This window comes from Paenibacillus sp. 276b, from assembly GCF_900107875.1.
Taxonomy (GTDB): Bacteria; Bacillota; Bacilli; order Paenibacillales; family Paenibacillaceae; genus Paenibacillus; species Paenibacillus marchantiae.
Window position 1 is genome coordinate 54,504 of record NZ_FNRR01000013.1, and the last position, 14,142, is coordinate 68,645.

At 47.6% G+C, this 14,142-nt stretch carries 15 protein-coding genes; 14 read left to right on the forward strand and 1 reads right to left on the reverse strand.

All coding sequences use genetic code 11. The features are described from left to right. Positions 1 to 15: 15 nt before the first annotated feature. The 13 genes from BLV50_RS31405 (at position 16) to BLV50_RS31465 (ending at position 12,524) form a co-directional block, all read left to right on the forward strand. Positions 16 to 966: a peptidyl-prolyl cis-trans isomerase gene (locus BLV50_RS31405; protein WP_090811967.1), complete on the forward strand. Its 951-nt coding sequence runs from the start codon at positions 16 to 18 to the stop codon at positions 964 to 966. Positions 967 to 1,304: 338 nt separating this feature from the next. After that, positions 1,305 to 2,243: a cysteine synthase A gene (gene cysK / locus BLV50_RS31410; protein WP_063567563.1), complete on the forward strand. Its 939-nt coding sequence runs from the start codon at positions 1,305 to 1,307 to the stop codon at positions 2,241 to 2,243. Positions 2,244 to 2,384: 141 nt separating this feature from the next. Further along, positions 2,385 to 3,956 (forward strand): anthranilate synthase component I family protein, encoded by a 1,572-nt coding sequence (locus BLV50_RS31415; RefSeq protein WP_090811979.1) that lies wholly within the window; start codon positions 2,385 to 2,387, stop codon positions 3,954 to 3,956. 48 nt (positions 3,957 to 4,004) lie between these two features. Next, positions 4,005 to 4,580, forward strand: a complete 576-nt coding sequence (pabA, locus tag BLV50_RS31420; protein ID WP_063567564.1) for an aminodeoxychorismate/anthranilate synthase component II — start codon at positions 4,005 to 4,007, stop codon at positions 4,578 to 4,580. A 2-nt stretch (positions 4,581 to 4,582) separates the two neighbouring features. Next, positions 4,583 to 5,467, forward strand: a complete 885-nt coding sequence (locus BLV50_RS31425; protein WP_090811969.1) for an aminotransferase class IV — start codon at positions 4,583 to 4,585, stop codon at positions 5,465 to 5,467. Next, positions 5,464 to 6,327: a dihydropteroate synthase gene (gene folP, locus BLV50_RS31430; protein WP_090811971.1), complete on the forward strand. Its 864-nt coding sequence runs from the start codon at positions 5,464 to 5,466 to the stop codon at positions 6,325 to 6,327. The genes BLV50_RS31425 and folP overlap by 4 nt, the downstream gene beginning before the upstream one ends. Before the next feature lie 100 nt (positions 6,328 to 6,427). Continuing rightward, on the forward strand, positions 6,428 to 6,790 hold the full coding sequence (gene folB / locus BLV50_RS31435; RefSeq protein ID WP_053778905.1) for a dihydroneopterin aldolase: 363 nt from the start codon (positions 6,428 to 6,430) through the stop codon (positions 6,788 to 6,790). A 9-nt stretch (positions 6,791 to 6,799) separates the two neighbouring features. After that, positions 6,800 to 7,348 carry a 2-amino-4-hydroxy-6-hydroxymethyldihydropteridine diphosphokinase gene (folK, locus tag BLV50_RS31440; RefSeq protein ID WP_064641383.1) on the forward strand — a complete coding sequence of 183 codons (549 nt, stop codon included), beginning with the start codon at positions 6,800 to 6,802 and terminating at the stop codon, positions 7,346 to 7,348. Beyond that, positions 7,300 to 7,503, forward strand: coding sequence for a helix-turn-helix domain-containing protein (locus tag BLV50_RS31445; RefSeq protein WP_063568397.1), 204 nt, complete (start codon positions 7,300 to 7,302; stop codon positions 7,501 to 7,503). Before folK ends, BLV50_RS31445 begins: the two co-directional genes overlap by 49 nt. 113 nt (positions 7,504 to 7,616) lie before the next feature. Then, a complete protein-coding gene (dusB, locus tag BLV50_RS31450) occupies positions 7,617 to 8,636 on the forward strand; it encodes a tRNA dihydrouridine synthase DusB (RefSeq protein WP_090811973.1) in 1,020 nt (339 codons plus the stop codon). 244 nt (positions 8,637 to 8,880) lie between these two features. Continuing rightward, positions 8,881 to 9,357, forward strand: a complete 477-nt coding sequence (gene greA / locus BLV50_RS31455) for a transcription elongation factor GreA (protein WP_053778901.1) — start codon at positions 8,881 to 8,883, stop codon at positions 9,355 to 9,357. Positions 9,358 to 9,478: 121 nt separating this feature from the next. Next, positions 9,479 to 10,996 carry a lysine--tRNA ligase gene (gene lysS / locus BLV50_RS31460; protein ID WP_072735838.1) on the forward strand — a complete coding sequence of 506 codons (1,518 nt, stop codon included), beginning with the start codon at positions 9,479 to 9,481 and terminating at the stop codon, positions 10,994 to 10,996. A gap of 190 nt (positions 10,997 to 11,186) precedes the next feature. After that, a complete protein-coding gene (locus BLV50_RS31465; protein ID WP_063568394.1) occupies positions 11,187 to 12,524 on the forward strand; it encodes a TrkH family potassium uptake protein in 1,338 nt (445 codons plus the stop codon). A 150-nt stretch (positions 12,525 to 12,674) separates the two neighbouring features. Here the strand turns inward: BLV50_RS31465 and BLV50_RS31470 are convergent, their stop codons facing one another. Beyond that, positions 12,675 to 13,274, reverse strand: a complete 600-nt coding sequence (locus tag BLV50_RS31470) for a TetR/AcrR family transcriptional regulator (protein WP_063568393.1) — start codon at positions 13,272 to 13,274, stop codon at positions 12,675 to 12,677. 77 nt (positions 13,275 to 13,351) lie between these two features. Between BLV50_RS31470 and BLV50_RS31475 the strand changes: the two genes are divergently transcribed. Next, positions 13,352 to 13,909, forward strand: coding sequence for a hypothetical protein (locus BLV50_RS31475; RefSeq protein WP_371129288.1), 558 nt, complete (start codon positions 13,352 to 13,354; stop codon positions 13,907 to 13,909). Positions 13,910 to 14,142 lie beyond the last annotated feature (233 nt).

Sequence of the window (14,142 nt, forward strand, 5' to 3'; positions counted from 1 at the left end):
GGGACGGGACGCGGAATGACAAGACAGGAAAAAGGGTTATGGGCGGCTGTAATTGTCTTGACGCTTGGAATGCTGGTGATGGGTTCGGTTATGGTTGTGCAAGGCTTACGAAATGGACGTGAAGGAGCAGATTCGCCTCAGGATACCAATCAAGAAGAGGGAAATGCGGTAGCAACGATCAATGGGGAGGTCATCACCGACAAGGAATGGACCGAGGCATTGAAACGGCGCTATGGCAGTGAATTGCTGCTCCAGATGCTCAATCGTAAAGCTGTATATGCAGAAGCGCTCGATCGTAATCTGACGGTGACTCCCAAAGAAATTGCGAAGGAACTTGCCGCGGCCATGGATGGATATGATTCGGAGAAGGCATATTTTGACGAGATGCAGTCCCAACTGGGTTTATCCAGGCAAGATCTTGAGTTGGAGGCAGGATACCGACTTCTGCTTGAGAAAATCGCGACGAGCGGTATACAGATCAAGGATGCAGATATTGAGCATTATTGGAACGAACACCATGAAGACTATGTTTCCCCAGAAAAATATGATCTGTCTATCATTGTATTGAAGGAAGAGGAACAGGCTGAATCAGTCCTGGATGCGCTCGACAAGGGAGCAGACTTTGAAGAAACCGCGCGTAATGAATCGACGGACACTTACTCCCGTGATGCGGGTGGTCGTCTGGGATGGGTTGAGCAGAACGATCCGTTTCAGTCCGAAGCGATCCTCAAACTTGCAGCTCAACTGGACGTTGGCGATATTGCAGGGCCGGTGAAGGTGGAAGAAGGATACGCCATCATTAAAATGAATGACAAACAACAGCGTCAGGTGCAACCTGCAGAAGAGGTTCGCGAAGAAATTCGGATGCAGCTTGCTCTCAGCCAGGCTGATCCCCTGCCCCAGGTGGAGGAAAGGCTGCGGAGCAAGTATGAAGCTGTCATCATCGCTGAAATTCCGGCATCCTGATTATCCTGCAAACGAATGTCCTACTGCATCTTGATAAAAATACTCTGTCTACGGCCTTAGGGCCCAGGGCGGAGTATTTTTTTGAGTACTCATATTGACAATAGGGTGTAACGTTGATAAGATAAAAATAATCAAAAACCTACTCATTTACTCGGAATAAAACCATTTATATGAACAAAGAAATCTTCGAAAACCCAGGTTCTGTCCGATTTATTGCAGACGGAATGAACTCAGGCGGATTTCCGAAGTTCTTCTATAACATCTAGAGGCTGCTCGGCCACACATGTATATGGCAACAGGACTTAAGTAGTATTCATCCCACTAAGGAGGGCATTCATATGGCTAAAGTAGTTAATAACGTAACAGAACTTATCGGAGGTACTCCGCTTGTTCGTCTGAACCGTATCGTACCTGAAGGCAGTGCTGAAGTATTCGTGAAACTGGAATACCAGAATCCAGGTTCAAGCGTCAAAGACCGTATCGCGATTAGCATCGTGGAAGAAGCGGAAAAAGAAGGCAAGCTGAAACCGGGTGATACCATTATCGAAGCAACAAGTGGTAACACAGGAATTGGACTGGCTATGGTGGCTGCAGCCAAAGGCTATAAGTCTGTTATTGTTATGCCGGAAACGATGAGCATGGAGCGTCGTAACCTGCTTCGCGCCTATGGAGCTGAGCTTGTGCTCACACCGGGAGCCGAAGGTATGAATGGTGCAGTTAAAAAAGCTGAGGAATTGCTTAAGGAAAATCCATCTTATTTCATGGCTGAGCAATTTAAAAATAAAGCTAACGTGAAGATCCACCGTGAAACGACTGGCCCTGAGATTGTTGAAGCTATTCAATCTGTAGGCGGTACGTTGGATGCTTTCGTTGCAGGAATCGGTACAGGCGGAACGATTACAGGTACAGGTGAAGTATTGAAGGAATCATACCCTGGGATTAAAATCGTTGCCGTTGAACCAGCAGCTTCGCCAATCTTGGCAGGTGGCAAACCGGGTCCTCACAAAATTCAAGGGATCGGTGCTAACTTTATTCCTGAGATTCTTGATCAGGAAATCTATGACGAGATCATTCACATCGAGAATGATGATGCGTTCGAGACGGCTCGTCAGGTAGCGAAGGAAGAAGGTATTCTATCCGGTATTTCTTCCGGTGCAGCCATCCGCGCAGGTCTGCAAGTGGCTAAACAGTTGGGTGCAGGCAAACGCGTTGTCGTGATCGTGCCAAGTAACGGCGAACGTTACCTCAGTACACCACTTTACAACTTCGAAGCTTAAGCCTAACAAGTGATGAAACAAATCCTCCTTGCCCGCATGCCGGGTGTGGAGGATTTTTTGCTGAATGCTTTTAAAAGCAGCGGCGCTTTAGTATACTATCAGACAATAGAACTAGTGACAGATGGAGGGCGGCAAACCGCAATGACACACCTGATGACAACATACGCCGACTGGACAGAGTGGGCCGGAAAAGGTTGGACCATGATGCCGTATATGATTAAGTCGGATAAGGGACCGTATCATGGCGGTTTACCGTTAACGTGGGAAGCAGCCTGGCAGCAGGCGTCACCCTATGCAATGGTGTTGGAGAATGGTAAAGGCGGAAGGTATACCTTTCTGGGATTAAACCCGGTATCCGTTATCTCCGGCAAGGGCAACGAAGCTGTTATTCATGATCTTATTCAAGGAGGTACCCGAACGGACGGTGGTAAACCACTTGAAGTATTAAAAAGGTGGGCTGCGCCATACAAGGCACCAAAGGTGAGCGGGGCTCCAGACTTTGGTGGTGGATGTGCAGGCTATCTAAGCTATGACGTAGCCAGATCCCTGGAAAAGCTGCCAACCTTGGCAGAAGACAACCCGGCACTTCCGGATTATTGGTGGATGCGTTTTGAAGAAATATGGGCGTATGATCATGAACAGCAGGCGCTGTTCTGCATGGTTCATCTGACTGTACAGCCGGATCAGGATGAAGCTCAGCTTCGCAAGCTGTACGCAGAAGCAGAAGAGCGAGCAGCAGCCATGCAGCAGCGATGGCTGCATATTCTGGGCTTTGCCCAGGCGGAAGAGCAGCAGCAGGCATTGGAGCATCGCCATAGCCACATTCATCTCACTGCGCAATCAGCGGATTCGGAGCGGGAAACGGAAGGATGGCACACCTCCTTTCCTCAAGAGGACTTTGAGCAGGCGGTACGTACAGTGCAGGAATATATCCGGCAGGGGGATGTGTTTCAAGTGAATCTGTCCTTGCGGCAGGAAAAACGTCTCAAGTCCAGTGCAGAGCACATCTATGAATGGCTTCGTCTAGTAAATCCCTCTCCCTACATGGGATTGCTGCGTAGTCCGGATTTCCAACTGGTGAGCGGTTCGCCTGAATTGCTAGTCAAAGTGGATCATGGCAAGGTGAGTGCTCGTCCGATCGCAGGAACACGGAGAAGAGGCCGGGATGAAGCTGAGGATGAGTTGATGGCCGCTGAGCTGCTGAACAGTGAGAAGGAGCGGGCAGAGCATATTATGCTGGTCGATCTGGAGCGGAATGATATCGGACGAATTGCAGCTTATGGATCAGTGCATGTGCCTGAACTGATGACGATCGAGAAGTATTCGCATGTTATGCATCTGGTGTCTCAAGTTGAGGGAACGCTGGCCGAGGGACTATCCGTATTTGATGTAATCGCAGCGACGTTCCCAGGTGGAACGATTACGGGTGCACCCAAAGTTCGCACCATGGAAATCATTGAAGAACTGGAGCCTGTGCGTCGTGGACCGTATACAGGTTCGATTGGGTGGCTGGACTACAGTGGCAATATGGAATTGAACATCATCATTCGTACACTTTCCATTAAAGATGGAGTGGGATATGTACAGGCAGGAGCAGGCATCGTTATTGACTCCGATCCATATCGGGAATATAAGGAGTGCCGGAACAAAGCAAGAGCCATGATGAGGGCTGTGAATTACAGCGAGGAAGCTGAAGCCGTTAAATTAAAATAATCAAGCAGCCGTCCCCTGTGTGGACGGAAGAACAGGAGGAACAACGATATGATACTGGTTATCGACAATTATGATTCCTTCACGTACAACCTGGTTCAATATCTGGGTGAACTGGGGGAGACGGTGGAAGTTCGCCGTAACGATGAAATTGATCTGGCAGGCATCGAGGCATTGGCACCTGATCATATTTTGATCTCACCCGGTCCTTGTACTCCGAATGAGGCAGGCATTAGTCTGGCGGTCATTGATCAATTCAAGGGTAGTATTCCGATCTTTGGCGTATGTCTGGGACATCAGGCGATTGGACAGGCTTTCGGAGGTAATGTTATTCGTGCGGACCGCATGATGCATGGCAAAACATCGGAGATGCATCATAACGGAACATCCGTATTTACCGGATTACCATCTCCCTTTACGGCAACGCGTTATCACTCTTTGATCGTGGAGCGCAGCAGTCTGCCAGATTGTCTGGAGATTACGGCCGAGACGGCGGAAGGCGAGATTATGGGCTTGCGTCACAAGGAATATGCGATTGAAGGTGTTCAGTTCCATCCCGAATCCATCATTACGGATCACGGTCATCAAATGCTGCGTAACTTCCTGTCTCAGCAGGTAAAGGTATAGAGATGAAATATGCCGCGATAAACGGAGAATTGGTCAATATGGCGGCAGCCGTGGTTCCGGTGACGGATCACGGCTTTTTGTACGGACTCGGATTGTTCGAGACGTTTCGAACGTATCAGGGAGTTCCTTTTCTGCTGGAACGTCATTTGGAGCGGATGGCTGCAGGGTGTCGTGAACTGGGCATTCCTTTCACAGCAACAGCAGCGGAGGTAACGGAATGGATCAAAAGTGTGCTGCTTGCTAACGAACTCCAGGATGCCTATGTGCGATATACGGTATCTGCGGGCGAAGCCCCGCTGGGGCTACCTTCGGGGGATTATGTGAAACCCAATCATATCGTATTGGCAAAAGCACTACCTGGACCCTCTCCATCTCTATATGAAAATGGTAAAATGCTTCAACGTCTGTCGACGCCCCGTAACACGCCTGAAGGAGAAGTGCGGTTCAAATCGCTGCATTACATGAACAGCATCTTGGCGAAACGGGAACTGAACGGATACGGGCAGCATGTACAAAGTGCGGAAGGTCTGCAATTAACTCGAGATGGCTACATAGCTGAGGGGATTGTCAGCAATGTGTTCTGGGTGAGACAGGGCGTACTCTACACGCCAGCACTTGCGACTGGCATTTTGCCGGGAATCACCAGAGCCGTTGTACTGGAGCTTGCAGTTCACCAAGGAATACCTTGCCAGGAAGGATTGTTCCCTTGGGAGGAGCTGTTACAGGCAGATGAGATCTTTTTGACAGGCTCTGTTGCTGAAATCGTTCCAATTACTACATTGCGGGATGAGGATGGAACGGAAACGGTAATCAGCAGCGGACATATAGGCCCGGTTACAGAAGTACTTCTGGGTATGTACCGGCAGAAAGCGGGGTATACTTCATGACACTTACACCAGTCATCTATGAACGGAATTATGCGTGGGGTCCAGCAGAGCTAAAACTTGGCACACGTACACTTATTATGGGCATTCTGAATGTCACACCGGACTCCTTCTCGGATGGGGGACGTTATATCAATGTGGAGCGTGCAGTGGCTCACGCCATTCAGATGATGGAAGATGGCGCGGATCTCATTGATATTGGCGGGGAATCTACACGTCCAGGTTCAGATATCGTTGGCGCTGATGAAGAGCTCAGCCGGATCATTCCGGTCATTGAAGCACTGCGGCAGCAGGCTCCACATATTCCGATATCGGTAGACACCTATAAAGCGGATGTCGCTCGCCAGGCTATTCAGGCTGGAGCGCACATCATCAATGATGTGTGGGGTGCCAAGGCTGACCCGGAGATGGCACGCACTGCGGCAGAACTGGGATGTCCTCTGATCCTAATGCACAACCGGCAAGAACGAGACTATACCAACTATTTGGTTGATGTAGTCCGTAATCTTGAGGAGAGTATACAGATTGCGCTAGAGGCCGGAGTACATCCCGATCAGATTATTCTGGACCCGGGCATTGGCTTCGTGAAAGATCTGAACGAAAACCTAGTGCTCATGTCATCGCTCCGGTTGCTCAATGAGATGGGCTATCCCGTTTTGCTTGCCACCTCGCGTAAAAGATTCATTCAGAACACCTTACAGGTACAGGCGGATGATGCGCTGGAGGGTACAGCCGCTACGGTTGCTTTTGGCATAGCCCAAGGATGCCAGATGGTCCGGGTCCATGATGTGAAGCCGATTCGGCGCACGGTGGACATGTGTGATGCCATGTTGTATGCATCTCCAGGCTTGCGGAGGAAATGATGCTGGCGGGTCAAGTGACCCGTGCAGTGGAAGCGCAGCGTTTTGCAATAAGAACAAACATCGAACCATGAATTCATTATATAGAGGGCAGGCGGAACTTATGGATAGAATGGTAATGCATCGAATGGAGTATTACGGATATCACGGCGTATTTGCCGAGGAACGGAAGCTGGGGGCGCGTTATTATATTGATTTGGAGATCGATATGGATCTGGGTGAGGCTGGGCGTAACGATGATTTAACCAAAACCATCAATTATGCGGAGATCCATGAGCTGGTCAAACAGATCGTTGAAAATAAATCATTCCAGTTAATTGAAGCTTTGGGCGAACATATTGCATCTTCTTTACTAGACACTTATACTATTATCAATGCACTGACAGTCAAGGTGACGAAGCCGCATCCGCCTTTCGATATTCATTTTGGGGGCGTAACTGTAGAGCTTCGCCGCACAAGAAAGTGAGAACCGATCATGATTGCACATTCGACCTCTGAATCTTCAGAGGCTTATATTGCTTTAGGGGCTAATTTGGGTGACCGGGAACAGACGCTGCTTGAGGCGTTAACGTTGTTGGATGCACATCCTCATATATCTGTCCTGCGCTGTTCTGCGCTATATGAAACGGAGCCGGTAGGTTATGTGGACCAGCCAGCGTTTCTGAATATGGCAACTGCGGTACAGACTACACTTTTGCCGGAGCAGCTGCTCACGGAACTGCTGGATATTGAAACACGGCTTGGGCGGGTTCGTGATATCCGTTGGGGCCCTCGTACAGTCGATTTGGATCTGCTTTGGATGGATGGAGAGACGAGTGATACCGACCGGCTGCAATTACCACATCCACGGATGGGTGAACGGGCGTTTGTATTGGTGCCACTGGCTGATATCGTAACCGAAGATGAGCATTCAGGTTTGTATACCTTTGTACAATCATCGTTGTCTGTACTGGATGGAAAGGATGGAATACAGCTTTGGAAAACGTGCAATTGGCCAATCGAATCCGGGCTTTCCGGAAGCTGAAAGGTTTAACACAACAGGAACTCGCTGCTGAGACGGGCATATCGCTGGCCATTCTGGGTATGATTGAACGAGGCAACCGCAAAGTAGTTGAACGGGAGCTGAATCTAATTGCCGGGGTGCTGTCGATCAGCATTGAGGAGTTACAGGGGAACTAAGGTCGCTTTTTACTAATAAGAAAATATCGTCATTATTCGTTTATTTTATACAAACTAAAACACAACCAGGATTCATGCAAGAGTCGGATTTAAAAAGGAGTGGAACGACTACCATGCTTAAAATTGGTGACATTGAAATGAAAAACCAGGTTGTACTTGCGCCGATGGCTGGCGTGTGTAATCCGGCTTTTCGTCTGATCGCAAAAGAATTTGGAACAGGCCTCGTATGTGCGGAGATGGTTAGTGGCAAAGCCATCGTGCATGGTAACAAGCGTACACGTGAGATGTTATTTGTAGATGAGCGTGAGAAACCGCTGAGCCTGCAAATTTGGGGGGGAGATCGTCAAGCCCTCGTAGAAGCAGCCAAAATTGTGGACAAAGAAACCAATGCTGACATCATCGACATCAACATGGGATGCCCTGTGCCAAAAGTGACGAGCTGTGATGCAGGTGCACGCTGGTTGCTTGATCCGAACAAAATTTATGAAATGGTATCTGCTGTTGTGGACGCTGTAGATAAGCCCGTTACAGTCAAGATGCGGATCGGCTGGGATAACGAGCATATCTACGTAGTTGAGAATGCACTTGCGGTTGAACGTGCTGGCGGACAAGCGGTAAGTGTTCACGGCCGTACACGTGAGCAGCTCTACACAGGCACAGCGGACTGGTCACACATCAAAAATGTCAAAGAGGCTGTCTCCATCCCGGTTATCGGGAACGGAGATGTATCTTCACCGGAAGATGCCCGTCGTATGTTGGATGAAACGGGTTGTGACGGAGTTATGATCGGTCGTGCCGCCCTGGGTAACCCATGGATGTTGTATCGGACCATTCAATACTTGAGTTCCGGGGAACTGCTTCCTGACCCGAATGGGGAAGAGAAGATTCGGGTTGCCATATTGCATATGGACCGTCTGATAGCACTGAAGGGTGAGGCTGTTGCTGTTCGCGAGATGCGTAAACACCTGGCTTGGTATCTGAAAGGTCTGAAAGGATCTGCCCGTATCAAAGACGTTATTATGGAAGAAACCAAACGTGATGAGATGGTGCACATTCTGGAGAACTTTGTAGGCCAGCTGCATATGGAAGGCAATCTGGAGTCAGAACCAGCACTAGCCGAAAATGCATCCTGATCTCCTGCTGTAAAACGTTTACAGCTATAGGGGGCGTAACATTGACTTTTCGAGACCGTTACCCTATAATTTCACAGTATAAATTCGCCATGTGCGTCATAAGGCTAGTGCATCAGGAGGAACGTTCTGTTTCTCCGGAGAACTTCATATAGTTTTGAAGATGTATGCGGGCGGAGCTCTGTAAACAGCACTGGTTCCGTTGCCGTGCAATCAAATTATTCCCATGACAGGAGAATCGGTTGAGATGAGCGATAAGGAAGTTATCCTTACACCAGAGGGTCTTAAGAAGCTTGAAGAAGAACTGGAAATGCTGAAATCAGTGAAGCGCCGCGAAGTGGCTGAACGGATTAAGGTAGCCATCGGGTATGGAGATATTAGTGAAAACTCCGAATACGAAGACGCGAAGAACGAACAGGCTTTCATTGAAGGCCGCGTTATTACGTTGGAGAAATTGCTTCGGAACGCACGGATTATCAACAGCGACGAGATCGATACCGAAGCTGTAAGCGTGGGTGCAACAGTCACTGTAGAAGATCTGGAATTCGGTGATATCACGGAATATACGATTGTAGGTTCTGCGGAGTCCAATCCGCTGCAAAACAAAATATCGAACGAAAGCCCTGTTGGCAAAGCCATTCTGGGCAAGAAAAAAGGTACGGTTGTTGATGTAAGTGTGCCTGCTGGCGTAATTCAATATAAAATTGTAGACATCAAAAAGTAATATAAGCAATGAAGCAGTCGGGTACAGAGACAAAAGCTTCCTTAGGGAAGCTTTTTTCAACATTTGAGGCAGAATACCTCTGAAGATGCCTGCAATGTAAATAAGGAGATGAATATAGATCATGACGGATGAAGTCTTGAATCAGGAAACCGAAACCGAACTAAGTGAGCTTTTACAAATTCGCCGCGACAAATTGGACGAGCTCCGCAAATTGGGGATCGACCCTTTTGGCCAAAAATACGTACGTACGGAAGAAGCCGGCTCCATTCTGAAGAAGTATGAAGAACTGACCAAGGAAGAGCTGGAAGAGAAGCACATCGAAGTCAGTATTGCCGGACGGATTATGGCGAAGCGGGGAATGGGTAAAGCGAGCTTTGCACATATTCAGGACCTGAGCGGCAGAATCCAGATCTATGTTCGTCAGGATACTGTACCGGAAGACAAATACGCCGCGTTCAGCCTGCTCGATTTAGGGGATATTGTAGGTGTCTCTGGGGTAATCTTCAAAACCAAGACAGGTGAAACTTCGGTTAAAGTTCAAAATCTCGAAGTATTGTCCAAGTCACTTTACCCACTTCCGGATAAATATCATGGACTCGCGGATGTAGAGCTGCGTTACCGCCAGCGCTATGTTGACCTGATTATGAATCGTGAGGTGCAGCAGACCTTCATTACTCGTTCCAAAATCATTCAGTCGATGCGCCGTTACCTAGATTCTCTGGGCTATCTGGAAGTCGAAACTCCGACGCTGCACACCATCGCTGGTGGTGCCGCTGCGCGTCCATTCATCACGCATCATAATGCGCTTGATATGGAATTGTACATGCGGATTGCGATTGAGCTTCACCTGAAACGTCTGATTGTAGGCGGTCTGGAGAAGGTATATGAGATCGGCCGTGTATACCGTAATGAAGGGATGTCGACACGTCATAACCCTGAGTTCACAATGATTGAACTTTATGAGGCATATGCCGATTATCAGGATATTATGCGTTTGACTGAGAATCTTGTTGCTCACATCGCACAGGAAGTGCTTGGTACGCAAGTTATCCAATATGCAGACTATCAAGTGGATCTTACACCACAATGGCGCCGTGTAACGATGGTAGACGCGGTTAAGGAAGTTGTAGGCGTGGACTTCTCCGTGCACATGACGAACGAGGAAGCTCATCGTTTGGCGAAAGAACATAAAGTTCCGGTTGAAAAGCATATGACATTTGGTCATATTCTGAATGCATTCTTCGAACATTTTGTAGAAGAGACATTGATTCAACCAACCTTTATTATGGGGCACCCGGTTGAGATTTCTCCGCTGGCGAAGAAGAGCGATTCAGATCCACGTTTCACGGACCGCTTCGAGCTGTTTATCGTTGGACGTGAGCATGCAAATGCATTTACGGAGCTGAATGATCCAATCGATCAACGTCAGCGCTTTGAGGCACAATTGCTGGAGAAAGAACACGGGAACGACGAAGCACACGAAATGGATGATGATTTCATCCGTGCGCTCGAATATGGTATGCCACCAACAGGTGGACTGGGGATCGGTATTGACCGTCTGATCATGTTGTTGACCAACTCGCCGTCTATTCGTGACGTACTGCTCTTCCCGCATATGCGTCCTCGTACACAGGATTAAATAAGGAACGTTTAACTCGTTCATAATAGAAGAGGAACCTGCCGTTCAGTATGATGCTGGTGGCAAGTTCCTCTTTAGGTTTACATAGGCATCGAAGTGACAGATTCGTCGAAACAACATGTCTTACCAAAGTGTGGTGACAGAATTTGTTCGCCTACCTGCTTGTATTATGTTAAAAGAGGTGCCCTCCATGAAGTTTAGGCTTCACATTGCTAAATTCCTATCACCCCCATTGATTCTGGTTGGTGGTTTTATGCTTATTATCATGATCGGTACGATTCTGCTCATGTTACCTATCTCCAATCAAAGCGGCGAGCATTTGGCGTTTATTGATGCGCTTTTTACTTCTACCTCTGCTGCATGTGTAACCGGGCTGGTCGTTGTGGATGTAGGGACGACTTTCAACCTGTTTGGTCAAATCGTGATTATGGTGCTTATGCAGCTAGGTGGACTTGGCTTCATGACCATCGCAACGTTGTTTGCATTAGTATTGGGTAAGCGTATCTCGCTAAAGGACAGGCTTCTGCTGAAAGAGGCTATCAACGCTGACAGTATGGAAGGCATTGTACGTATTATCCGCAAAGTGCTCATTTTTTCGTTTACCATTGAAGGGGTGGCTGCTGTTATATTGGCACTACGCTGGGCAACGGAGATGCCCTTTTGGCAGGCGGTATACTATGGGGCGTTTCACTCGGTTTCATTATTTAATAATGGTGGTTTCGATCTGTTTGGCAACAGTTTTCAGTATTATACAGGGGACTGGTTGTTTAACCTGACAGCTTCCGTGCTGGTTGTATCGGGTGGACTCGGCTTTGTGGTGCTGAATGATTTGTTTGAGTTCCGCAAGCGCCGTCGCTTATCGTTGCAGTCCAAACTGGTATTGTCCGTATCAGGTGCACTGATTGGTATTGGAGCAATTGTACTGTTTGTATTTGAGTTCACCAATGGACACACACTGGCGTCTCTAAGTTGGAGTGAAAAGATATACGCCTCGTTCTTCCAATCGGTCTCTACACGTTCGTCGGGTACGAGCACCATTGATATTACCGAGATGAGGCAGGCCACTCAGTTCTTCTTCATTCTGTTGATGTTCATTGGGGCATCTCCGGGATCAACCGGGGGTGGGATCAAGACGACAACGTTCCTGATCATGATTGGAGCGGTGTATGCCATGATTCGTGGCAATAAAGATATTGTATTTTTCCGTCAGCGTGTTCCGAAAGATTTGCTGATGAGAGCATTGACGATTATTATGGTTTCCTTGATCATATTCATGGTTGTAGTAATGCTACTACTTACCACAGAGGATGCACCGTTCCTTTCACTTATGTTTGAAGCGGCCTCGGCGATTGGGACAGTAGGTCTGTCGGTGGGAGTAACACATGAATTAACGGTATGGGGAAAAGTGATTATCGCCTTCACGATGTTTATCGGACGTATTGGACCACTAACCATTGCATACGCGCTTCGTCCGCGCAAAGAGAAAAAGCTGTATCGCCATCCGGAGGGCCGGATTATTATTGGATAAAAAGAAAAACCGTCACGCATCTAGGACTAACCCTATCATGGAATAGGTTAGTTACAACTAATGCCTGACGGTTTTTTTGTTTCATAGAAGCAATTACTTGTTTCTTGCTGGTACGAAGGATTGAGCTGTATTTAATTATGGGATCGAATGTTATTCTGCATCCCGGCATAACGTTGCAAGATGTGTGGTAAGGATGTTCTCCATAATCTTGGTGTTCATCTGGTCAGGACGAAGAATCGCATGAATACCCAAACCGTCGACCAGTGCGTACAGCCTTTCAATTTCCAGTTCCTTGTCGATGTCTGTTCGGCAGAGATTGAGTTCCATGAGGTAGGTGATAACTTTAGCCATCGCGTGTCTGAGTTCATCATATACTTTGTCGGCATGCTCTTTGAGAACAGGGTCAGTCTTGGACTTGGCTGTAAAAGCGTACCACACCTCCATTTCGGCCATTTTTTCATCCGTACTTGGCAAGAGTTCTAACAACAGAAGCTTCATATTCTCCAAAGGAGATGCATCAAAGGAAATCTGTGTGATTCGATTCGATACACGTTCGGATACCAGATTCATTGCGTATAGGAGTAGTTCTGATTGGGTTGAAAAGTAGTGGCGCATAGACCCGGCCGATATTCCAGCTTCTACCGCAATATTTCGAACGGAGGCCTGTTCCATGCCATCTCTTCGGATGACACGCCAAGCCGCTTCGGCTACGAGCAGACGTTGTTTATCGTGATCAACTATTTTAGGCATAAAAAGATTATATCATTGTTGATTATTATAATACAAACGTGTTAAATTATATTTAATACATTCGTATTATAAAAGGAGTGAATCGTTTGATTGCCTATTTTATTATTGGATGTGAGATTGCCTTCTGGGTATTTGTCGCTTCAGGTCTAAGTGTGCGTTATCTGTTTGGGATGAAACGGACAGGGGTCGCGCTGTTAATGGCAACGCCCATTGTGGATGTTCTTCTTATGGTAGCGACGGTGATGGATCTTCAACGGGGTGCTACGGCAAGTATGGTTCACGGCATTGCAGCTACATATATAGGTGTGAGTATTGCTTATGGTCATCAGATGATCGCTTGGGCTGATCGTTATTTCCTTTACTGGTTTAAGGGAGGGGATAATCCTCGGAGCAGCAAGGTGTATGGTAGCGAGCATGCTAGTCGTGAAAGAGTGGGATGGCTTAGACATCTATTGGCTTGGGGCATAGGTAGCTTGTTCTTGCTCGCGATGATCTGGTGGATTGGGGATACGGAGCGTACTGCGGCATTTTCTAATCTCATAAGAGTATGGGGGATTATACTGGGGATCGATTTTATAATCAGCTTCAGTTATAGCTTATGGCCGCGAAAGATGCCTGTGGAGAAATTGAAGTAACATATAATCGGATAGGGCGGGAGGAACATGCGGATTATCCATGGAGGAAAGGTGAATCACATGTTCTGGGAAGAGAGTGTTTAATAAGGATTGAAGGGATCTTAAATAACTCCGGCATTAAGTGAATAGCTATACGAGAGACTGAATATAATTTATTGAAAATAAAGCTTGCGTTCCGAATCTGTACATGGTATATTCTAATTCCGGCCAAGAAAACACGAGAAACACGGTGC